Consider the following 19,861-nt stretch of genomic DNA (forward strand, 5'->3'; position numbering starts at 1 on the left):
CGCCCCCCCCCCGCCCCCCCCCCCCCCCCCCCCCCCCCCCCCCCCCCCCCCCCCCCCCCCCCCCCCCCCCCCCCCCCCCCCCCCCGACCCGGAATTCGCTTGCCTTTTGTCAACTCACGCCGGCAAACGCGCCTTCCATGAGCAGGTTCGGGAAGTACCCCGCCGGCTTGTCGCCGACCGCCTGACCCCCGGTGAGGCCACCCTGGATCTCCGGACCGAAGAACGAGTACGGGAACGGCGTGACCGGCTGGCTGACCGCGTCGAGCCTTGCCAGGAGTTCCTGGGGAATCTCGAAATCGAGCGCGCCGAGATTATCCTTGAGCTGATCGAGACTCGTCGCCCCGATAATCACCGATGCGACACCGGGCCGTGTCGCCGCCCAGTTCAAGGCGACCTGCGCCATTCCGCGGCCAAGCTCGCCGGCAACAGTCTCCAGTTCGGCAACGATTGCCCAGTTGCGGTCGGTGAATTTCTGGAAACCGGGATTGGTCGAACCGCGCATCGTCTCCAGTCGCCCGCCCGCCTTGCCGATTGCATCTGAACGATATTTGCCGCTCAGCAGGCCGCTGGCCAGCGGGCTCCAGACCATGATGCCGGCGCCGTAGCGCGTACCGAACGGCACGAACTCATGCTCGATGTTGCGCTCGGCCAGCGAATATTCGAGCTGCAGCGCCGAAACCGGCTCGTAGCCGAGCCGTTCGGCGACGGACTGCGCACGGCTGGCGTACCAGGCGGGGACGTCGGAAAGGCCGACATGCCGGATCTTTCCGGCGCGCACCAGATCGTCCAGCGTCCGCATCACCTCTTCCGGCGACGTCAGCCTGTCCCACGCATGCAGGATGTAGAGGTCGATGTAATCGGTGCCGAGTCGTTTCAGCGAGCCCTCGACGGCGCGGATGATGTTCTTGCGGCCATTGCCGCCGGCATTCGGATTGCCCTGCTCCAGATTCATGCTGAACTTGGTGCTGATCACGGCCTTGTCGCGCAGGCCGCGTTCGGCAATGAACTCGCCAAGCCAGGTCTCGGAGGTGCCGCCGGTATAGGCGTCGGCCGTGTCGAAGAAATTGCCGCCCGCCTCGACATAGGCATCGACCAGGGCGCGCGCCGTCTCCTTGTCGGCGCCCCAGCCCCACTCGGTGCCGAAGGTCATGGTTCCCAGCGCAAGCCGGGTGACGCGCAGCCCGCTGCTGCCAAGGGTGTAGTAGGACATGGTCATGATATCGTTCCGATCCTGTTCCAATATTCAATGCCGGTCCTGTCCGGGGGTCGTCTTGACCCACGGGTTGCCGCGCTCATGCGTCATGCGGAATGTGAAGCCGTCCACTCTCCAGTCGGCTCCCGTACGGGTCAGGTGGTGTTCGTAGGTGCCCCAGACTTCCCAGAGCGGGTCGCCATTGCCTTCCATGCGGTTCCAGGCATAGCCGTTGGACAAGACGGTCGCGGCGCCGGCGTCGATGGTGACCTGGTGGTTGGTGCGCAGATGCAGGCTGGTCTTGCTGCCCCTGAGATTCGCGGCCCAGGTTGCGATCAGGTCGTCCGAAGCGATGGTGGCCGGAGGCTGCCCGCTCAGGCTGCTGAAGTCGACGGTGACGCGGTCGGCGAAGTAACTGCGGGCGAGTCGCCAATCCTGGGCATCGACGGCACGATCGATGGCATCGGCGATGCGGATGACGGCGCGCTCATCGGCGAGCGTCATTTCGCGGGACGGTTCGGCTCCGCCGGCATCGACCGGCGCCAGCGCCATACCCGCCGCGAGGGTGGCATATCTCAATGCATTCATGTCTCTTCTCCTTTTGCGTCGGCCCGCCGCCGAGCTGATGGCGGTAATGTGGGCCAGTGCTCCAGCGTCGATAAGATTGCATTATTTGCATGGACTGTGCGATATCATGCATGAATGGATCGCGATCTACTTGGCCACCTTCCTGTTATCGTCGCCGTGGCGCGGCGCGGCGGCTTTGCGTCCGCGGCGGCAGAGCTTGGCATGAGCCCTTCGGCGGTCAGCCATGCGGTCAGGTTGGTGGAGGAGCGCATCGGCCAGCCGCTATTCGCCCGCACGACGCGCAGCGTGTCGCTGACCGAGGCCGGTCAGGCGCTTGTCGCGACGGCGGAGCCCGCGCTGCAGGACATCGCGGAGCGGATGGAGCGCATTCGCGGCATCAAGGGTCGCCCGGCCGGACTGCTCAGGATCAATGTTTCGCACATAGCCGTCCCGATGGCGGTGACGCCTGTCGTGACGGCCATGGCGGAGCGCTATCCGGATGTGACGGTGGAAATCTTTGCCAACGAAGGGTTGGTCGATATCGTCGGCGAAGGCTTTGACGCCGGCATCAGACTTGGCGAAATGATCGCGCAGGACATGATCGCGATCCGGATGGCGCCACCCTTCCAGGTGATCATCGTCGCTTCGCCAGCCTATATCGGCCGGCGTGGCCGTCCGCGCCGCCTGGCCGACCTCGCCGCCCACAATTGCATCGGCTACCGGCTGGTGCGATCCAGCGCGATCTATCGTTGGGATTTGACGGAGGACGGCAAGGACGTGGCCGTGGAAACGCGCGGCACCGCCGTCGTCACCGATTCCCTCGCCGCGATCGACCTGGCGCTGTCGGGGGTGGGACTGGCCTATGTGTTCGAGCCGCTGGTGCGCGCCGACCTTGCCGCCGGCCGGCTCGTCCAGGTGCTGCCGCGGTCGGCAATCGAGGAGCCAGGCCTGTTTCTCTATTTTCCGCGTCGGGCGGCAATGGCGCCGAAGCTGCGCGCCTTTGTCGACGTCGCACAAGAAATCGGCCGGACACCCTCGCGAGCGCCCGGCCGAGTTGCCTGAGCCGAAAAGCCGGTTGGCGGCTTACTTCTTGACCGCGGCCGCGACTTCCGCCGCGAAATCGGTCTCTTCCTTCTCGATGCCCTCGCCCAGCGCAAAGCGCAGGTAAGCCGTGATCTTGGCCGGGGCGCCGATGTCCTTCTCGGCATCCTTCAGCGCCTTCTCGACGGTGATGTCGGGATTGAGCACGAAGGCCTGCTTCAGCAGCACGACCTCCTCGTAGAACTTGCGCAGACGGCCTTCGACCATCTTCTCGATGATCGCTTCCGGCTTGCCGGACTGACGCGCCTGGTCGGAGAAGATCGCCTTCTCGCGTTCGACCGCGGCCGGATCGATCTGCTCCGCGGTCAGCGCCATCGGATTGGTGGCCGCGACATGCATGGCGACCTGACGAGCGAAGGCATTGGCCGCATGCTCGTTGCCCGTGGTCTCGATGGCGACCAGAACGCCGAGCTTGCCGAGCCCATCGGCAACCGCGTTGTGGACGTAGGTGGCGACTGCGCCATGCGGAACGGTCAGCTTGGCCGAGCGGCGGAAGCCCATGTTCTCGCCAATGGTGCCGACAGCGTCCTTGATGGTGTCGGCAACCGACTTGTCCGAACCTGGATACTTCGCGGCGGCCACGGCCTCTGTCGTGCCATAGGCCAGAGCAACCTTGGCTACATTGGCGACGATCTCCTGGAACGCGGCATTGCGGGCAACGAAGTCGGTCTCGGAATTGACTTCTACGACGGCCGCTTCGCGAACGCCGGAATCAACGCCGATCAGGCCCTCCGCCGCGGTACGACCGGCCTTCTTGTCGGCCTTGGAAATACCCTTCTTACGCAGCCAGTCGACGGCCTCTTCCATGTTGCCGTTGGTCTCGGTCAACGCCGCCTTGCAATCCATCATGCCCGCGCCGGTCAAGTCGCGGAGTTCTTTGACCTGTGCAGCCGAAATGCTCATTGTCGCCTCTTTGTCTAGAATGCACCGACGCACCATCGGTATTCGATGGTGCGTCTGTTTAGCGTGCCAAAATATGAGAAAGACGAAGGCCGCAACCGGCCTTCGCTTATCAAGCTTGAGGGGCTTCCGACGCCGGAGCCGGGGCCGGATCGAGCGCCGGTTCGATCGGGGCTTCGACCGAAGCACCGATGTCGACGCCGAGCGCGCCCTGCTGACGGGCGATGCCGTCGATCGCAGCCTTGGCGATCAGGTCGCAATAGAGCTGGATAGCGCGGGCCGCGTCGTCATTGCCGGGGATCGGGAAGTCGATCTTGTCCGGATCGCAGTTCGAATCGATGATGGCGACGACCGGGATGCCGAGACGCTTGGCCTCGAGGATGGCGATCGCTTCCTTGTTGGTGTCGATCACGAACATAAGGTCGGGCGTCGAGCCCATGTCCTTGATGCCGCCCAGCGCCTTGTCGAGCTTCTCGCGCTCGCGGTCGAGGTTGAGGCGTTCCTTCTTGGTCAGGCCCTGGGCCTCGCCGGCCAGCATCTCGTCGAGCTTGCGCAGGCGCTGGATCGAATTCGAGATCGTCTTCCAGTTGGTCAGCATGCCGCCGAGCCAACGCGAATTGACATAGTACTGGGCCGAGCGCTGTGCCGCGTCGGCGACGATGTCGGACGCCTGGCGCTTGGTGCCGACGAACAGCACGCGGCCGCCCTTGGCGACAGTGTCGGAAACCTGCTTCAGCGCCTGGTGCAGCAAAGGCACCGTCTGCGAGAGGTCGATGATGTGGATGTTGTTGCGGGCGCCGTAGATGTAAGGCGCCATTTTCGGGTTCCAGCGGTGGGTCTGGTGGCCGAAGTGAATGCCAGCTTCCAAAAGCTGGCGCATGCTGAAATCAGGCAGTGCCATTCAAAGTTCCTTTCCGGTTAGCCTCCACGGACACAGGCATTTTCGGACTTTGTCCTCGAACGCCACCGGAGGTTTCAGCCGGATTTCTCCCGGGCAGACACCAAAGTCCGTGTGTGGAATGAGCGCGCATATAGAGGGGATACGCGACAAACGCAAGCGCCGCGGGATCTGTGGTGTGGCGTGCGACGATCCGCGCCCTGCTGCCGTCAGCGCTTGACCTTGCCGTTCGGCACCCGCACCCGCCGGAAGACCGCGACGATCTCCTCACGGCTGCATTCGATGGCGCCGAGCCGCACCGCACGGTCGCGCTCGAAGCCGGTTATGTCATAATGCGGCGCCGATGTCTTGGGCGGCCCCTGGTAGGATGAACGCTTGATCGCCAGCTTTGCGGCGAAGCGATGCAGTTCGTCGGTGTCGTCGGCCAACAGATGGCACCAGCGATGGCCAGCCCAATTCCAGATCGCTGCGTCGACATAGACTGCCATGAAGCTTGCTGTCTGCCTTCCATCCTGCACGACAGTCGGCCACATGGCCCGTCCGTCCGTCAGTGACGATAGAATGGATTCGGATAGAAAATGAAGCTGCCTTGGGCCTCAACCTCAGCAACCGTGCCGGTGGTGGTTTGCTGCATACGACGGTGCAGCTCGGCAACCGCATCGTCGATCGAGCCCGCATACTCATGCAGGCCCAGTGCCTCCGGCACCCGGATGTGGGCGCAACGCGGCCCGGCCGGCTGCGGAATGAACCGGTTGATCGTGTCACGCAGTCCGCCCCGGCAATAGTCGTTGCGGATCCGCTTCAGATGTTCGGCGATCTCCTCCTGGGTGATGCGCGGGTTGGCCGAGGCCCAGGATCCAACGCGTTGCAGCCTCTGAATCGTATCGGCGAGTGCGCGGACATGTTTTTGCCCTTCGGCGTCGCCGGTGTTCTCGCGCTGCCAGCGGCGCGCCCGACGCAGAAGCTCGGCGGTGTCGGTGCTGGCAGTGTCGGCTGAGATGCTCTCGCCGAGTCGGCGGCCGAGCTCGGTGACCAACGCTTTCCGGCGCTCGGCATGTGTCGCGCCTTCGTCGGATCGCACGCCGCAGGCGGCCTCATCGCGGGTCAGCAGCGTCGAATAGACATGGTGGATGCGCTGCGGCAGTGTGTCGGTCGCCTGGCGTTCTATTTTCAGGCTTTTCTCGACATAGGCGCATTCCTTCGCCAGCGCCGCTTCGACATTCCCGGTGAAGGCAAGCTTCCAGATAACCGGGGCGATCCAGACCTTGAAATGCGGATCCGTGGCCCGGCCGCGCCGGAGCGCCTCGAGCCCCATCTCGACGGCACCCGGCAGCAACGGCGCAACGACATCGGCGTGCCAGCCGACGCCGCCTTCGGGATGCAGCAGCACGCCATGGCCCTTCAAGGCCCAGGCGACGGAGTGTTCCTTGGCTGCCCCGCTGTTGCCGGGAATCTGGGCGATCAGATTGTTGGCCAGCCAGAATTTCTGCATCATTCCGCCGAGACCGTTCACGACGCCGTTCGTCGCCCATGAGGCAGTGAGCGGGCTGACCTGCGACACGATCTCCTTGTCGATCATCCAGTCGGTGAAGAACTCGGGATGATTGGGCGTGATGAAGGTCGCCTTCCCCGCTCCGCAACTGGCTCTCAGCCGCTCAAGGTCGGCGTCCGGCAAGTCGATATGGCGGACATTGGCGACACCGCGCAAACCGGCTAGGCGGTTGAACGGCAAGATATCGCGAAATCCGGGAATGCCGCGCAACATGACGATCCGATTGACGGATGTCATGGCTCTGATCAGTACCGGGTTAGGTCTCGGCGCAACGAAGACATCGATCTTGCTCAAGCTGCTCCCCCATTGCGCCTGGACGCTGGGGACGAGGTTGAGAGACGATTGCGGCACGTTCAAGTCGTTAGCCACGAACACGGCGTGTCGTGGTTAATCGACTGGCCACATGAACCCTATTTGGCCGGGCAGGCTTTCGTCTGGTCGAACAGCGACAGATTGACCAGCTTGCCGGTCATCGAGAAGTCGCCATAGTCCATGGTGAGGTCGCGGGTGATGCCGTTCTCATGCAGTTTGAAGCTGATGCGGTATTCCGGCACCTCTTCGCCTGTCTTGCCGGTGTCGTCGAAATAGGCGATGTCGACCGGCCAGTATTTATCGGTGGCGAGCTTCGCCAGTGCCGGAGCCTCCGGATCGGCTTTGTCGGCATCGGTTTTCTTGCCGACGACAACGGTGGTGGTCATCACCTTGTTGGCATCTTCGGATCCGTCGAACAGATTGGTTTCGTAGAAGTTTTCGCCTTTTTCGGCCTTGCCGATCAGTTCGACCAGATGCTGGGTCGGAAATTGGGTGCTCGCCAGTTCGACGCTGTTCTTTTCCGGTTTGTCGATATCGACCTTCAGGCCCTTGGTCTCTTTCGTGGCGATGCCCTTGACCTCCTTGTCGAGGTTCTGATCGACGAACGACTTCGTCACGAACGAGAATGTCTTGCCTTCCGCATCCTCGAAAGTGGTCGTCTGCTGGTCGGTCAGCCTGGTGTTGTCGGCGGTCACGATCTGGGTAACGAAGCGGAATTTCACCGTATAACCTTCACAGGCAGAGCCGTTGAACTCATAGACCATGCGGCCGGATATGCCTGTGATGCCGGACTGATCGGAAGCCTTTTTCAAGGTAAGGTCATAGACGGCGCGGTGGGCTTGCAGCGCCGGCGCGGCCAAGGCTGGGCCGATCGAGAAGACTCCCGACAGCAGGACGGCATGGAATGCAAGGCGCGCTGCGCGCATGAGGTACTCCGATCGTCGCGGCTGATGGCAAGCCGCAGGGAAAGATGGTCCAGCTTAAAAAAAGTCATGGCGGAAGCGAGGCAAAAATAGCAATTTCGGCCCGGCCGGCGCGGCGTCACCAAGCAATAGGGAAATACCATGAGTGAAACAATCGAAAAGCGGCTAAGCGATCTGGGCGTGACGCTTCCTGTCGCCGCCGCGCCCGCCGCCAACTACGTGCCCTATTGCAGGACCAGCAATTTGCTGTTCACCGCCGGGCAATTGCCGCTCAAGGACGGCAAGCTCCAGGCGAGCGGGCTGCTTGGCCGAGACGTCGACACGGCAGGCGGCAAGGACGCGGCAAAGTATTGCGCGATCAACATCCTGGCGCAGGCCAAGGCAGCGCTCGGCGACCTCGAGAAGATCCGCCGGCTGGTGAAGATCACCGTTTTTGTTGCCTCGACGCCTGAGTTTGTCGAGCAGCATCTGGTTGCCAACGGCGCCTCCGATTTCCTGGTCGCGGCCCTGGGCGAACGCGGTAAGCATGCACGCTCCGCCGTCGGCACCGCCTGCCTGCCGCTTAATGCCGCAGTGGAAATCGAAGCCATCTTCGAAGTCGAATGAGCCAGAGGACAGATATGACCGACCTATCCTGGCTGACCGCCCGGCCCGTCGCCCATCGCGGCTTTCACGACATGAACAAGACGCGCTGGGAAAACACGCTTTCCGCCTTCGCGGCGGCGGCCGAGCGTGGCTATGCCATCGAATTCGACGTGCACCTGTCGTCTGATCGCGTTCCCGTCATCATCCATGATGGCGATCTCAAGCGCCTGACCGGCCAGGACGGCTTCGTCTGGCAGCGCACCGCGGCGGAACTGGCGGCGCTCAAGGTCGGTGGCACGACGGATCATGTGCCGACGCTGAAGGAAGCGCTCGACCTGATCGATGGCCGCGTGCCGCTGGTCGTCGAACTGAAGGGCGTGCCAGGCTATGACGAAGGCTTGGTGGCAAGCGTCGGCAAGATGCTCAAGCGCTACAAGGGCAAAGCCGCGATCATGTCGTTCGACCACTGGCTGATCCGCGATTTCCCGAAGGACGCGCCGGGTATCCCAGGGGGACTCACCGCCTATGGCAACGACGTCAAGTTGATCGAAGCGCATTTCGCCATGCTTGCGCATGAGATCGTCTTCACTTCCTATGCCGCCGGCGACCTGCCGAACCGGTTCGTCAGCTTTGTGCGTGAAAAGCTGAAAATGCCCGTCATCACCTGGACCGTGCATGACCAGCCGGCTGTCGACCTGACCTTCAGATACGCCGACCAGATGACATTCGAAGGGTTCGAACCCGATCTGGTCAAAGTCGCCTGAGTGCCTGAAACGTGACTTGTACCGAGCCGGACGGAGTTTAAATAAGCCTCATGGATCAAGGCGACGAGGGCTATGGCCAAACAGCAAATGCGGACTATTCGATCCGCGTCGCCGCAGGCATCGGCGCTTTCACCTGCGATGAATGGAACAGCCTCGGCGGGACCACGCGCGACGACGCAGAAAACGGCTACAACCCACTCGTTTCATTTGCTTTCCTGAGCGCGCTTGAAGAGTCCGGCTGCGCCGTGCGGCGCACCGGCTGGCAGGGCCACCATCTCAGGCTGGAGGATGGGCAAGGCAGATTGCTCGGCGCGGTTCCCTGCTATCTCAAGTCGCACAGCCAGGGCGAATATGTGTTCGATCATGGCTGGTCGGATGCCTTCGAGCGGGCCGGCGGCCGCTACTATCCCAAACTGCAAAGTGCCGTGCCGTTCACGCCGGTCACCGGTCCTCGCCTGCTGGTCACCAGGGGCGAGGACATCGGCACCGTGAAGGCCGGGCTGGCGGCGGGCCTGAAAGTGGTGACGCAGAAACTCGGTGTCTCTTCCGCGCATGTCACCTTCGCACAAGAGAGCGACGTGGAGGTGCTGGAAGCGGCGGGTTTCCTGCACCGCACCGACCAGCAATTCCATTTCTTCAACGAAGGCTTTTCAACCTATGACGACTTCCTCGCCACCCTTGCCTCGCGCAAGCGAAAGGCTATGAAGAAGGAACGGCGCGAGGCGCTTGGCGATGACATTTCGATCGACCGGCTGACCGGCAGGGATATCACCGAAAAGGCCTGGGACGATTTTTATGGCTTCTACATGGACACCGGCAGTCGCAAATGGGGCCGTCCCTATCTCAACCGGCAGTTCTTTTCGCTGATCGGCGAGCGCATGGCCGACGACATCCTGCTGGTGATGGCCAAACGCAACGGGCGCTACATTGCCGGCGCCATCAATTTCATCGGCTCCGACGCCCTCTATGGCCGCAACTGGGGCTGTATCGAGGACCATCCCTTCCTGCATTTCGAGGTCTGCTACCATCAGGCGATCGACTTCGCCATCGAGCGCAAGCTGAAAGTGGTCGAGGCAGGCGCGCAAGGCGAGCATAAGCTGGCGCGCGGCTACCGGCCGGTGACCATGCATTCCGCGCACTACATCGCCCATCCCGGCCTGCGAAACGCCGTTGCCGACTATCTCAAGCGCGAACGCCATGAGGTGGAGCGGATGAGCGAATACCTGGAAGAACACACCCCGTTCCGCAAGGATCTGGAGGAGTAGCGACCGCCTGCCCTGAGGGGCAGGTTCGACGATCGTCTTGCCGACTTTCGACCGCTTCGCTACACGAAAGTCACAATCCGGAGCATTCGCCATGGCTGAAACCGCCTATGACACCGACAACATCTTCGCGAAGATCCTGCGCGGCGAAATTCCCTCGCACCGCGTCTACGAGGACGATGCGTTCATAGCCTTCATGGATGTGATGCCGCAGGGGCCGGGCCATACGCTCGTGGTGCCGAGGGCGCCGTCGCGCAACTTGCTCGACGCCGATCCGTCAATTTTCGGCCCGCTTTTCGCGGTCGTTCAGAAAATTGCGCTGGCGGTGAAAAAGGCCTTCGGCGCCGACGGCGTCACCGTCATGCAGTTCAATGAGCCGGCCTCGGGGCAGACCGTCTATCATCTCCATGTGCATGTCATCCCGCGCTTCGACGGCATCCCGCTGAAGCCACACACGGGCGGGATGGAGAAGCCGGAGGTGTTAGTCGAAAACGCCGGAAAGATACGGGCGGCGCTGCAAGGCTGACGCCGCAATCACCGACAAACTGGAAACGGTTTTAGTCGGCCGAGGGCTGAGCCGGTTGCTCGATCGCACTCGGCCGAGCGATGCCTTGAGCGCGGCGTATAATGCTGGCACGAGGTCCTCAAGGTCCGGGCGCTCGCCGCCAGGCCACAATCCCTATCCCAGGCCGATAGCGTGCCGGCGTGGCCTGCTCGTAAACGTCGACGCCGAGATTGATCCAGACGCCGTCGAAGGTCTCCTGAGTAGCCCTGGCGACGCTTGATTTTTCGATCGCGGCGCACCGTTCAGGATGATGATCCGCCCGGCCATGCGTCCTCCCGCTCCAATGAAAAAAGCCCCGTTTCCGGGGCTTTTTCGACTTTCATCAAGGTCAGTTCTTTCTGGGCAGTTGCGGCACGAGGCTGCGCTTGCCGCCGTCCTTGCCCTTGGCTTCGGGCTTCTGCGCCACCAGCTTCTTGGCCGCGGGCTTTTTCGCCACGGCCTTTCTTGGCTTTGGCGCTTCTTCCGGCTCTTCCTTCTTCGGCTTCACCGGCGCCTCATCGGCGAGCGATTCGAGCTTCAGACCGGTTTCGCCGGTTTCCTTCTTCTCGACGGTGACGCGCACCGTGCCGCCCTTCTTGAGCTTGCCGAACAGCACCTCGTCGGCCAGCGGCTTCTTGATGTGCTCCTGGATCACCCGGCCGAGCGGCCGCGCTCCCATGCGCTCGTCATAGCCCTTGTCGGCGAGCCAGGCGATCGCATCCGGCGACAGGTCGAAGGTGACGCCACGCTCGGAAAGCTGGGCCTCGAGTTGCATGACGAACTTCTGCACCACCTGATGGATAACCGGCACCGGCAGCGAGCCGAACGGGATGATCGCATCGAGACGATTGCGGAACTCCGGCGTGAACAGCCGGTTGATCGCCTCGACATCGTCGCCTTCGCGCTTGGTCGAGCCGAAGCCGATCGCCGCGCGCTGCGCATCCGACGCACCCGCATTGGTGGTCATGATCAGGATCACATTGCGGAAGTCGATCTGCTTGCCGTTGTGGTCCGTCAGCTTGCCGTGGTCCATCACCTGCAACAGGATGTTGAACAGGTCCGGATGCGCCTTCTCGACTTCGTCCAGCAACAGCACGCAGTGCGGATGCTGGTCAACGCCGTCGGTCAAAAGGCCGCCTTGGTCGAAGCCGACATAGCCGGGAGGCGCGCCGATCAGCCGCGATACGGTGTGGCGTTCCATGTACTCCGACATGTCGAAGCGGATCAGCTCGACGCCGAGCGATGCGGCCAACTGCTTGGCCACTTCGGTCTTGCCGACGCCGGTCGGACCGGAGAACAGGTAGGAGCCGATCGGCTTTTCCGGTTCGCGCAGGCCGGCACGCGCCAGCTTGATGGCCGAGGTCAGCGCGGTGATCGCGGTGTCCTGACCATAGACGACACGCTTCAGCTCGATATCGAGGCCCTGCAGCACCTTCTCGTCATCGGCCGAAACCGTCTTCGGCGGAATGCGGGCCATGGTGGCGATCGTGGCTTCGATCTCCTTGATACCGATGGTCTTCTTGCGCTTGGCTTCCGGCACCAGCATCTGCGAGGCACCGGTCTCGTCGATCACGTCGATCGCCTTGTCCGGCAGCTTGCGGTCGTTGATGTAGCGCGCCGACAGCTCCACCGAGGCCTTGATCGCCTCGTTGGTGAACTTCACCTTGTGGAACTCCTCATAATAGGGCTTGAGGCCCTTCATGATCTCGATGGCGTCCTCGATGGTCGGCTCGTTGACGTCGATCTTCTGGAAGCGCCGCACCAGAGCGCGGTCCTTCTCGAAGAACTGGCGGAATTCCTTGTAGGTGGTCGAGCCGATGCAGCGGATCGCGCCCGACGACAAGGCCGGCTTCAACAGGTTGGACGCGTCCATGGCGCCGCCTGATGTGGCCCCTGCCCCGATCACCGTGTGGATCTCGTCGATGAACAGCACGGCACCTGGATAGTCCTCGAGTTCCTTGACGACCTGCTTCAGCCGTTCCTCGAAATCGCCGCGATAGCGCGTGCCGGCGAGCAGCGTGCCCATGTCGAGCGCGAAGATGGTGGCATTGTGCAGCACTTCGGGAACGTCGCCCTCGACGATGCGCTTGGCCAGGCCTTCGGCGATCGCCGTCTTGCCGACGCCGGGATCACCGACATAGAGCGGGTTGTTCTTGGAGCGGCGGCACAGCACCTGGATCGTGCGGTTGATCTCGGACTCGCGGCCGATCAGCGGGTCGATCTTGCCGGCCTTGGCCTTGTTGTTGAGGTTGACGCAATAAGCGGTCAGCGCGTCCTGCTGCTGCTTCTTCTTGCCGCCTTCCTCCTGCGGTTCGGCGCCGTTCTGGCCGCCCTGCTCGTCATCGGCGCCGCGCGGCGAGCGCGTCTCCGACGCGCCCGGACGCTTGGCAATGCCGTGCGAGATGTAGTTGACCGCGTCGTAACGGGTCATCTGCTGTTCCTGCAGGAAATAGGCGGCATGGCTCTCGCGCTCGGCGAAGATGGCGACGAGCACGTTGGCGCCCGACACTTCCTCGCGGCCCGACGACTGCACATGGATCACGGCGCGCTGGATGACGCGCTGGAAGCCGGCAGTCGGCTTGGAGTCTTCGTCGTAGCCGGTGACGAGGTTGTCGAGTTCGGTGTCGATATAGGTGAGAACCGTGTGCTTCAGCTCATCGAGATCGACATTGCAGGCGCGCATGACGGCGGCCGCCTCGGTGTCGTCGATGAGCGCGAGCAGCAAATGTTCAAGGGTTGCGTATTCATGGTGCCGCTCATTGGCGAGCGTCAGCGCCTGGTGAAGCGCCTTTTCCAGGCCTTGGGAGAAAGCCGGCATGTTACCTCACTTCTTCTCCATCACGCATTGCAGCGGATGCTGATTCTGTCGGGCGAAATCCATGACCTGGGACACTTTGGTCTCGGCCACCTCGAATGTATAGACCCCGCACTCGCCCACTCCATGATTGTGAACATGAAGCATGATGCGTGTGGCGGCTTCGCGGTCCTTCTGGAAAAAACGCTCCAGCACGTGAACCACGAACTCCATGGGCGTGTAGTCGTCGTTGAGGATGAGGACCCGGTAGAGGCTGGGCTTCTTGGTTTTGGTTTTGGTGCGCGTGATGACGGCCGTCCCGCGGCCGGCCTCATTGCCGTCGCCGCCGCCGTTTTGCATCCGCACCACGCGTCTCGTGGCAGTCAAACCGATCGTCACGTATTCCTGCCTCTTTCGAATCCCCATGCGAGTTCGACATGTAGGTGTTCGATGGACGATTTTAAGCCCTTCTGTTTAGCTGACAATATGGCTAGGTGACCAAACTTGGACGATTTTCGCAATCGTGAAGGGGCGAGAGGCCCTCGATCGGGCATTGACATGAAAAAAAACCGGCCGCGTTTCCGCGGCCGGGCTTTGTCCCTGCCCCCAAAGGGCAGGATCTCCATATTGTCAGTCGAAATTACTTCGCCTTGGCAACGATCGATTCGAACGGCTTGTAGGCTTCCTTGGCGAGCTCGGCATAGAGATCGCCAATCTTGGTGGCCTCGGCGACGAACGCCTCGTAGGACTGCTTGGCGTAATCCGACTGGATCTCGATCGCCTTTTCCAGCGACTTGGCCGACAACAGCTTCTCCACGGTGGCGCTGCCGGACTCAAAACTCTTCTTGGTGTATTCGCCAGCTTCGGTGGCGATCGCCTGGGCGCCTTTGGAGAGCGACGCGAAGCTCTTCAAGCCGGTGTCGGCAAACTCTTTGCCGTATTTGCTGAAGTCCTCATAGGTCTGGGTCATTTCACGATTCCCTTGACGGTTGAGGCGTCCTTCTTTGGGGCGCCCTTGTGCAATGCACCTTAATATATTGTGCGCCGCACAAAAGTCAATATTTCACCGGCGTGCGGGGCCGCCTGCACCGCCAATGGCTAAAAATCGAATAAAGAGAGCTTCAAGTCCAAAGAAAATGGTGAACGCGGCGGTTACCATAAACGGATTGGTAACGCTGCCCCGGTAGCTTGGCCGGAAGCGAGGCAGGACCCTTTGCCGCCTCCAGCGCAACGAAGAAATCCAAGGGAAGTACCAGTGCGTAAGGCGTTGTTGGGCATCGTTTCCAAATCCACCTCCCCTCTCAAAACGATCATGATCATCGCCATGGCGATGGCGTTCGTTTGCGGCGACGTTGCCTCGTCGCTGGCGGCGAGGTCGGCGGCCATCGTCATCGACGCCAAGACCGGCAAGGTGCTGTATTCGGCGGACGCCGACGGCAGGCGCTATCCGGCATCGCTGACCAAGATGATGACGCTCTATCTGACCTTCGAAGCACTGGCGAAGGGCAAGATCAGCAGGAATTCGCAGGTTGTGTTCTCGGCCAACGCCGCGGCCGAGCCACCGACGAAGCTCGGCGTCAAGGCGGGCGGTTCGGTTACGGTCGAAACCGCGATCCTGTCGATGGTCACCAAATCGGCAAACGACTCCGCAACCGCGCTCGGCGAAATGCTCGGCGGCAACGAAGCCACCTTCGCCCGCATGATGACCGCCAAGGCGCGTGCGCTGGGCATGAACGGCACCGTGTTTCGCAACGCCAACGGCCTGCCCAATCCCGGCCAGTTCACCACCGCGCGCGACATGGCGACGCTCGGCATCGCGCTGAGGGAGCATTTCCCGCAGTATTACGGCTATTTCTCGCAGCGTTCCTTTCTCTACGGGCGCCAGCGCATCAACGGCCACAACCGTCTGCTCGGACGCATCAAAGGCGTCGACGGCATCAAGACGGGTTACACCCGCGCCTCCGGCTTCAACCTCGTCTCGTCGGTTTCCGACGGCAATCGCCGCATTGTCGGCGTGGTCATGGGCGGCACCTCCGGCGGCAGCCGCGACAACCAGATGGCCACCTTGATCAACACCTATTTGCCGAGGGCATCGACCCGCGGCGGCGGCGATCTGGTCGCCAAGGCCGGCGGTAACGACCCGATCACCGCGCTTGCCAAGGTGCTCCTGCCCAAGCACGACGCGCCGACGCCGGACGACAAGCCGATGGTGGCGCAGGACGATGCCACCGTTGCCGAGGACGCTACGGTCGCGGAAGACGACACCGCGCAGGCCGAAGAGGCAGCCCCGGTCATCAAGGCCAGGAAGGTCAAGACCGTCATCGTATCGGCCCCTCGGATTGCCACGGCCCAGGTCGTCGCTGCCTATGCCGAGCCGACTGCCGAGCCGACACCGGCGGCGGTTGTCGACCCGGTCAACACGGCGTCGGTACCGTCGGGTTGGGCCATTCAGGTCGCCTCTTCGCCAAAGCAGTCCGAAGCCCAGGCCTTCCTCGACAAGGCAACCAAGCAGGCGCCCAAGGTGCTGGCCGACGCATCCGGCTTCACAGTCGCCTTCGACAAGGACGGCGTCACCTACTACCGCGCCCGCTTCGGTGGCTTTGGTTCGAAGACCGCCGCCTGGAAGGCCTGTACCGCTTTGAAGAAGAAGAACATCGAGTGCTACGCCGTCCAGCAGTAGGACGGCGTGGAAGTCATCTCCCGGAAAAATTCTGCGTCGAAGGAGAACTAGTTGTGATTGGAGAGCAAGACGTCCTTGGCTTCATTAATCCGCGCCGCCAGGAAAGACGTGCCGCCGATATCGGGGTGCAGGCGCTGCATCAGGCGGCGGTGCGCCTTGCGGACATCCGCCGCGGCGGCCCCCGCTTCAAGACCAAGGACCTTGTAGGCCTCCTCCTTAGTCATGGCGCCCGAACCTGGCGCAACACCCAACCCTTCGCCACCGTTCGCCTCAGTGTTTTTGCGCCAGACGGGAAATCTGCCGTCAAGATACGTCTCTAGCAACTGCCGGCTCTCCGGATCGCCTGAGAGTTCCCGGTAGAGATGCTGCAACTCTTCCAGCCCCATCGCACCCAGCATCTTGCCTTCGTGGCGGCCAGCCAGCACCAGTCCTTCGAGGCCGCCGGTAGCGTGATCGAGCTCCATTTCCAATGCCGCGGTACGCACTGTCGAACGCTTGCCCTGCACCGGTCTGGCCGTCTGGTGTTTCATTCGCACCGAACCATACCAGGCAATTGCCGCGGCCAGTATGATGCCGGCGATGCCTTCGCGCCCGACCACAAGCAAGGCGACGCCGACCAGCGCCAAGAGAACCGGCCCGAGCGTGCGCATTCCACTTGCCAGTTTTCCCGGATCGGCGCGCAGAAAGATGGTCACCGCGCCGAGAAGCACCAGAAGCAATGCAACGAATAAGATAACCGCGCCCATCAGTTCCTGCCGCCCCGCAGATGCTCGATCATCAGCCGGTCTTCCGGCCTGCCTCTGGCCTCGAGCGCCTTCAGCCCGCCGGTTGCAAACACCGCAACCGCTGAAAGCAGTTCGGCTAGAGTCGCGGCAGCCCGGCGATCAAATCGGAACCAAGCCCCTTTGGACAACCGCGCGATTTCCTTAAACGCTTTTTCTGCGCCGGAATCATGACCTTCCTGGAAAACGAAGACAGGAACGCCATGCAGGCCGAGGCTGCCGGCCTTTTCGGCCAGATCGTCGATGTTTTCTTCCATGGCATCGCCGATATAGACCAGCGCATTGACCTTGACCGTAGCCGTCTGTTTCAGCGCATGCGCCAGCACCTTGCCGATCTGGGTGTGGCCGCTGCGGCATTGGATTCGCGTCATCAGCTGCTTCAAGGCATTGGTATCGGTCACGAAAGCGGACGATCGGCACTCGCCCAGGCCGCGAAAATAGACCAGTTGGACACTGAGGCTTCCGGCCTTGCCGACGGCATCGAACATCTGGCCCTGCAGCTCACAAGCCAGATCCCAGGTCGGCTGGCGGCTCATCGTCGCGTCGAGCGAAAGGATCAGCCTGCCCGAACCCGTCGCCGACGCAGCCAGCGTCCTTGCCTGGCGAAGAAAGGCTTCGATCTCGCCGGCATTGGATTGAGGTTTGACCGGCGCAGGATTGGGCCTTGCGGGCACGGGCTGCTTCTTGTCGTTCATGAAAACAAGATGTGGCGTTGTTCCACCGCTTGCAAGCCCTGCCCAAGGCAACATTGAGGGCCAGAGGCTTGGATTCTCAAGGCTCAGAGCAGACCGAGATCGGCAAGCTCGCGCCTGAGTTTCGGCGGCATCTCGATCAGCCCGGCCTTGCCCTTGCCGAGATCGGCCGGCGCGTCCGCCGGCTTCAGATAGCGCCAGCCCTGGAAGGCCCGGCGCGGCTGCCAGTCGGTTCGAACAACCGCGGGGTCGAGAATCACGTGGCAACGGCCGATGCCCTCACCGTCCGTGAACGGCCGGATCTCGGTAATCAGCTGGCGGCACTGCACATTACCCTTGATCACCCAGTAGAGCGAACCGCCATCGGTGATTTCGGCACCGCGCGTCGGCACCATGCGGGTGGTGTGATAGTGCTCGACCGGCTCACCGGCGCGCCGTCGCTCGTCGAGACGGAAGGCAATCCACTCTTCAAGGTCCTCGACGCTGTCGCAGCCGACACACAGTTTTATGAGATTGAGAGACATCCCTTAAGGTTTAGTCCGCCGCGCGGACGCGTCAACGGCTTGACCGACTTCTCCACAGTACCAATCCGCAAAATGACGCGCAGAGGCCGTTTCGAAATTCGCTCTGGCGAGTCATATTGTGGTGGTTTCGAGAACCGGAGCGCAGCGGACATTCGGGTCCATGAGCACCGGAAGCGCAGAAAACGCCGCCAGATGGCCGCCGGAGTGGGTTTCCAAATGGGCTCTCAGCACTCCACGACATTGACGGCGAGCCCGCCAAGGCTGGTTTCCTTGTACTTTTCATTCATGTCGAGGCCGGTCTGGCGCATGGTCTCGATCGCCGCATCGAGCGGCACGAAATGGATTCCGTCACCTTTGATGGCCAGCGACGCGGCCGTCACCGCCTTGACGGCGCCCAGCGCGTTGCGCTCGATGCACGGCACTTGCACAAGGCCGCCGACCGGATCGCAGGTCATGCCGAGATGGTGTTCGAGCGCGATCTCGGCGGCGTTTTCGACCTGCTCGGGCGTGCCGCCCATGACGGCGCACAGGCCGGCCGCCGCCATCGCCGACGCTGACCCGACCTCGCCCTGGCAGCCGACTTCGGCGCCCGAGATCGAGGCGTTTGTCTTGATGATGCCGCCAACCGCGGCGGCCGTCAGAAGAAAGTCGCGGATGCTCGGCTGGTCGGCCTCCGGATGGAAATGCAGCCAGTAGCGCAGCACCGCAGGCAGCGTGCCGGCAGCGCCGTTGGTCGGCGCGGTGACGACCCGGCCACCGGCGGCATTCTCCTCGTTCACCGCCATGGCATAGATCGACAGCCAGTCATTGGCGAGTAGCGGATTGGGCTTGTTCTGCTGCCACTGTTCCTGCAGCTTGTCATGCAGCATGCGGGCGCGGCGGCGCACCTTCAGCCCGCCCGGCATGATGCCGTCCTGCGACAGGCCACGGTCGATGCAGCCCTTCATGGCGCTCCAGATGCCGTCGAGGCCGGCGTCGAGCTCCTCGCGCGACATCTGCGTCTCCTCGTTGACGCGCTTCATGTCGGCGATGGAAAGACCGCTTTTGCCGGCCATGGCCAGCATCTCGACCGCGTTCTTAAAGGGATAAGGCACTTTCTTGCCTTCTGTCGTCACCGAGCCCTTGGCCTTCATCCGCTGCAGTTCTTCTTCCGAAACCACGAAGCCGCCGCCGATCGAATAGTAGATGCGCTTGAGCAGCAGGCGGCCGCCGGCGTCATAAGCGTAAAACGCCATGCCGTTGGCGTGGCCGGTGAGCGGAGTTTTGCGGTCAAGCACCAGATCGGTTGCCGGATCGAAGCGATAGGTGGGATGACCGGGCGGCGAAATGCGCTTTTCGGCGGTGATGCGGCTGGCAATGCCATCGGCCTGGTCGGGATCGACCGTCTGTGGCGTCAGACCGGCAAGGCCGAGCAGGACGGCGCGATCCGAGCCATGGCCAATGCCGGTATAGGCGAGTGACCCGTGCAGGCTGGCGCCAAGCCGATCAACCTTTACACCCGCCGGGCGCGGCCAGTCATTTCCCGCGACCTCGTCGAGAAACCGCGCAGCCGCGGTCATCGGGCCCATCGTGTGCGAACTCGAAGGTCCTATGCCGATCTTGAACAGGTCGAAAACCGAAAGGAACACGCTGTGCTGTCTCCTGGAGTCAGGTCAAGGACTACATATAGGAATTCCCAAGGATGTTTCCGCTCTTTTGGAAATCGCGGCGCTGCACCCGCCGACCTTGTTTGCTCCGGCAGCGACATCGGTGCCGATGGATCATCGAAGCGATTGCGCCGAATGTGATA

Annotated in this window: 20 protein-coding genes and 1 pseudogene; 6 read left to right on the plus strand and 15 right to left on the minus strand. The window is 62.5% G+C overall.

Annotation, left to right across the window (positions count from 1 at the left end):
* Window positions 1–109: 109 nt before the first annotated feature.
* Both NKH02_RS07600 and NKH02_RS07605 read right to left on the minus strand, forming a co-directional pair.
* Window positions 110–1,216: an aldo/keto reductase gene (locus tag NKH02_RS07600; protein WP_352877635.1), complete on the minus strand. Its 1,107-nt coding sequence runs from the start codon at window positions 1,214–1,216 to the stop codon at window positions 110–112.
* 27 nt (window positions 1,217–1,243) lie between these two features.
* Window positions 1,244–1,780, minus strand: a complete 537-nt coding sequence (locus NKH02_RS07605) for a nuclear transport factor 2 family protein (protein WP_352877638.1) — start codon at window positions 1,778–1,780, stop codon at window positions 1,244–1,246.
* A 114-nt stretch (window positions 1,781–1,894) separates the two neighbouring features.
* On the opposite strand from NKH02_RS07605, the gene NKH02_RS07610 reads away from it, so the two are divergent.
* Entirely contained in the window at window positions 1,895–2,821 is a 927-nt protein-coding gene (locus tag NKH02_RS07610) for a LysR family transcriptional regulator (protein WP_352877640.1), read from the plus strand.
* A gap of 21 nt (window positions 2,822–2,842) precedes the next feature.
* On the opposite strand, the gene tsf is transcribed toward NKH02_RS07610, so the two are convergent.
* From tsf to NKH02_RS07635, 5 genes are all read right to left on the minus strand, one after another.
* Window positions 2,843–3,763, minus strand: a complete 921-nt coding sequence (gene tsf / locus NKH02_RS07615) for a translation elongation factor Ts (RefSeq protein WP_109669054.1) — start codon at window positions 3,761–3,763, stop codon at window positions 2,843–2,845.
* A 109-nt stretch (window positions 3,764–3,872) separates the two neighbouring features.
* Window positions 3,873–4,661, minus strand: coding sequence for a 30S ribosomal protein S2 (gene rpsB / locus NKH02_RS07620; RefSeq protein ID WP_352871130.1), 789 nt, complete (start codon window positions 4,659–4,661; stop codon window positions 3,873–3,875).
* Between the two features lie 206 nt (window positions 4,662–4,867).
* Window positions 4,868–5,146: a DUF4031 domain-containing protein gene (locus NKH02_RS07625; RefSeq protein WP_352660348.1), complete on the minus strand. Its 279-nt coding sequence runs from the start codon at window positions 5,144–5,146 to the stop codon at window positions 4,868–4,870.
* Between the two features lie 59 nt (window positions 5,147–5,205).
* Window positions 5,206–6,504, minus strand: a complete 1,299-nt coding sequence (locus tag NKH02_RS07630; RefSeq protein WP_352877641.1) for a lysophospholipid acyltransferase family protein — start codon at window positions 6,502–6,504, stop codon at window positions 5,206–5,208.
* A 116-nt stretch (window positions 6,505–6,620) separates the two neighbouring features.
* Window positions 6,621–7,448: a cell envelope integrity EipB family protein gene (locus NKH02_RS07635; RefSeq protein WP_352877644.1), complete on the minus strand. Its 828-nt coding sequence runs from the start codon at window positions 7,446–7,448 to the stop codon at window positions 6,621–6,623.
* A gap of 138 nt (window positions 7,449–7,586) precedes the next feature.
* Between NKH02_RS07635 and NKH02_RS07640 the strand changes: the two genes are divergently transcribed.
* From NKH02_RS07640 to NKH02_RS07655, 4 genes are all read left to right on the plus strand, one after another.
* Window positions 7,587–8,051 (plus strand): RidA family protein, encoded by a 465-nt coding sequence (locus NKH02_RS07640; RefSeq protein ID WP_352871123.1) that lies wholly within the window; start codon window positions 7,587–7,589, stop codon window positions 8,049–8,051.
* Window positions 8,052–8,065: 14 nt separating this feature from the next.
* Window positions 8,066–8,794 carry a glycerophosphodiester phosphodiesterase gene (locus NKH02_RS07645; RefSeq protein ID WP_352877646.1) on the plus strand — a complete coding sequence of 243 codons (729 nt, stop codon included), beginning with the start codon at window positions 8,066–8,068 and terminating at the stop codon, window positions 8,792–8,794.
* A gap of 50 nt (window positions 8,795–8,844) precedes the next feature.
* The gene (locus tag NKH02_RS07650; RefSeq protein ID WP_352877648.1) at window positions 8,845–10,059 is read left to right on the plus strand and encodes a GNAT family N-acetyltransferase; all 1,215 of its coding nucleotides are present in this window, start codon (window positions 8,845–8,847) and stop codon (window positions 10,057–10,059) included.
* Window positions 10,060–10,150: 91 nt separating this feature from the next.
* Window positions 10,151–10,582 (plus strand): HIT family protein, encoded by a 432-nt coding sequence (locus tag NKH02_RS07655; RefSeq protein WP_352871117.1) that lies wholly within the window; start codon window positions 10,151–10,153, stop codon window positions 10,580–10,582.
* A 75-nt stretch (window positions 10,583–10,657) separates the two neighbouring features.
* On the opposite strand, the pseudogene NKH02_RS07660 reads toward NKH02_RS07655, so the two are convergent.
* From NKH02_RS07660 to NKH02_RS07675, 4 genes and pseudogenes are all read right to left on the minus strand, one after another.
* Window positions 10,658–10,888: pseudogene (locus NKH02_RS07660) on the minus strand (phosphotransferase-like protein); the annotation flags it as partial.
* Between the two features lie 61 nt (window positions 10,889–10,949).
* On the minus strand, window positions 10,950–13,418 hold the full coding sequence (clpA, locus tag NKH02_RS07665) for an ATP-dependent Clp protease ATP-binding subunit ClpA (RefSeq protein WP_352877650.1): 2,469 nt from the start codon (window positions 13,416–13,418) through the stop codon (window positions 10,950–10,952).
* Between the two features lie 6 nt (window positions 13,419–13,424).
* Window positions 13,425–13,754: an ATP-dependent Clp protease adapter ClpS gene (gene clpS / locus NKH02_RS07670; protein ID WP_010909565.1), complete on the minus strand. Its 330-nt coding sequence runs from the start codon at window positions 13,752–13,754 to the stop codon at window positions 13,425–13,427.
* A gap of 280 nt (window positions 13,755–14,034) precedes the next feature.
* Entirely contained in the window at window positions 14,035–14,364 is a 330-nt protein-coding gene (locus tag NKH02_RS07675) for a phasin family protein (RefSeq protein WP_352871113.1), read from the minus strand.
* A 285-nt stretch (window positions 14,365–14,649) separates the two neighbouring features.
* Between NKH02_RS07675 and NKH02_RS07680 the strand changes: the two genes are divergently transcribed.
* Entirely contained in the window at window positions 14,650–16,074 is a 1,425-nt protein-coding gene (locus NKH02_RS07680) for an SPOR domain-containing protein (RefSeq protein WP_352871836.1), read from the plus strand.
* A gap of 47 nt (window positions 16,075–16,121) precedes the next feature.
* Here the strand turns inward: NKH02_RS07680 and NKH02_RS07685 are convergent, their stop codons facing one another.
* From NKH02_RS07685 to NKH02_RS07700, 4 genes are all read right to left on the minus strand, one after another.
* Window positions 16,122–16,820, minus strand: a complete 699-nt coding sequence (locus tag NKH02_RS07685) for a DnaJ domain-containing protein (RefSeq protein WP_352877652.1) — start codon at window positions 16,818–16,820, stop codon at window positions 16,122–16,124.
* Complete coding sequence (locus NKH02_RS07690) at window positions 16,820–17,551, minus strand: vWA domain-containing protein (protein ID WP_352877655.1); 732 nt, start codon at window positions 17,549–17,551, stop codon at window positions 16,820–16,822. Before NKH02_RS07690 ends, NKH02_RS07685 begins: the two co-directional genes overlap by 1 nt.
* A gap of 83 nt (window positions 17,552–17,634) precedes the next feature.
* Complete coding sequence (locus NKH02_RS07695) at window positions 17,635–18,072, minus strand: DUF1489 family protein (protein ID WP_352877657.1); 438 nt, start codon at window positions 18,070–18,072, stop codon at window positions 17,635–17,637.
* Between the two features lie 224 nt (window positions 18,073–18,296).
* Window positions 18,297–19,700, minus strand: a complete 1,404-nt coding sequence (locus NKH02_RS07700; RefSeq protein WP_352877659.1) for an L-serine ammonia-lyase — start codon at window positions 19,698–19,700, stop codon at window positions 18,297–18,299.
* Window positions 19,701–19,861 lie beyond the last annotated feature (161 nt).

It is taken from the genome of Mesorhizobium sp. M1396 (assembly GCF_040317725.1).
In the GTDB taxonomy this organism is placed as follows: Bacteria; Pseudomonadota; Alphaproteobacteria; order Rhizobiales; family Rhizobiaceae; genus Mesorhizobium.

Bases quoted from the DNA above. Each gene is read 5' to 3' on its own strand.
- NKH02_RS07600 (WP_352877635.1), bottom strand. From the start codon at position 1,216: ATGACCATGTCCTACTACACCCTTGGCAGCAGCGGGCTGCGCGTCACC.
- NKH02_RS07605 (WP_352877638.1), bottom strand. From the start codon at position 1,780: ATGAATGCATTGAGATATGCCACCCTCGCGGCGGGTATGGCGCTGGCG.
- NKH02_RS07610 (WP_352877640.1), top strand. From the start codon at position 1,895: ATGGATCGCGATCTACTTGGCCACCTTCCTGTTATCGTCGCCGTGGCG.
- tsf (WP_109669054.1), bottom strand. From the start codon at position 3,763: ATGAGCATTTCGGCTGCACAGGTCAAAGAACTCCGCGACTTGACCGGC.
- rpsB (WP_352871130.1), bottom strand. From the start codon at position 4,661: ATGGCACTGCCTGATTTCAGCATGCGCCAGCTTTTGGAAGCTGGCATT.
- NKH02_RS07625 (WP_352660348.1), bottom strand. From the start codon at position 5,146: ATGGCAGTCTATGTCGACGCAGCGATCTGGAATTGGGCTGGCCATCGC.
- NKH02_RS07635 (WP_352877644.1), bottom strand. From the start codon at position 7,448: ATGCGCGCAGCGCGCCTTGCATTCCATGCCGTCCTGCTGTCGGGAGTC.
- NKH02_RS07640 (WP_352871123.1), top strand. From the start codon at position 7,587: ATGAGTGAAACAATCGAAAAGCGGCTAAGCGATCTGGGCGTGACGCTT.
- NKH02_RS07645 (WP_352877646.1), top strand. From the start codon at position 8,066: ATGACCGACCTATCCTGGCTGACCGCCCGGCCCGTCGCCCATCGCGGC.
- NKH02_RS07650 (WP_352877648.1), top strand. From the start codon at position 8,845: ATGGATCAAGGCGACGAGGGCTATGGCCAAACAGCAAATGCGGACTAT.
- NKH02_RS07655 (WP_352871117.1), top strand. From the start codon at position 10,151: ATGGCTGAAACCGCCTATGACACCGACAACATCTTCGCGAAGATCCTG.
- clpA (WP_352877650.1), bottom strand. From the start codon at position 13,418: ATGCCGGCTTTCTCCCAAGGCCTGGAAAAGGCGCTTCACCAGGCGCTG.
- clpS (WP_010909565.1), bottom strand. From the start codon at position 13,754: ATGCAAAACGGCGGCGGCGACGGCAATGAGGCCGGCCGCGGGACGGCC.
- NKH02_RS07675 (WP_352871113.1), bottom strand. From the start codon at position 14,364: ATGACCCAGACCTATGAGGACTTCAGCAAATACGGCAAAGAGTTTGCC.
- NKH02_RS07685 (WP_352877652.1), bottom strand. From the start codon at position 16,820: ATGGGCGCGGTTATCTTATTCGTTGCATTGCTTCTGGTGCTTCTCGGC.
- NKH02_RS07690 (WP_352877655.1), bottom strand. From the start codon at position 17,551: ATGAACGACAAGAAGCAGCCCGTGCCCGCAAGGCCCAATCCTGCGCCG.
- NKH02_RS07695 (WP_352877657.1), bottom strand. From the start codon at position 18,072: ATGTCTCTCAATCTCATAAAACTGTGTGTCGGCTGCGACAGCGTCGAG.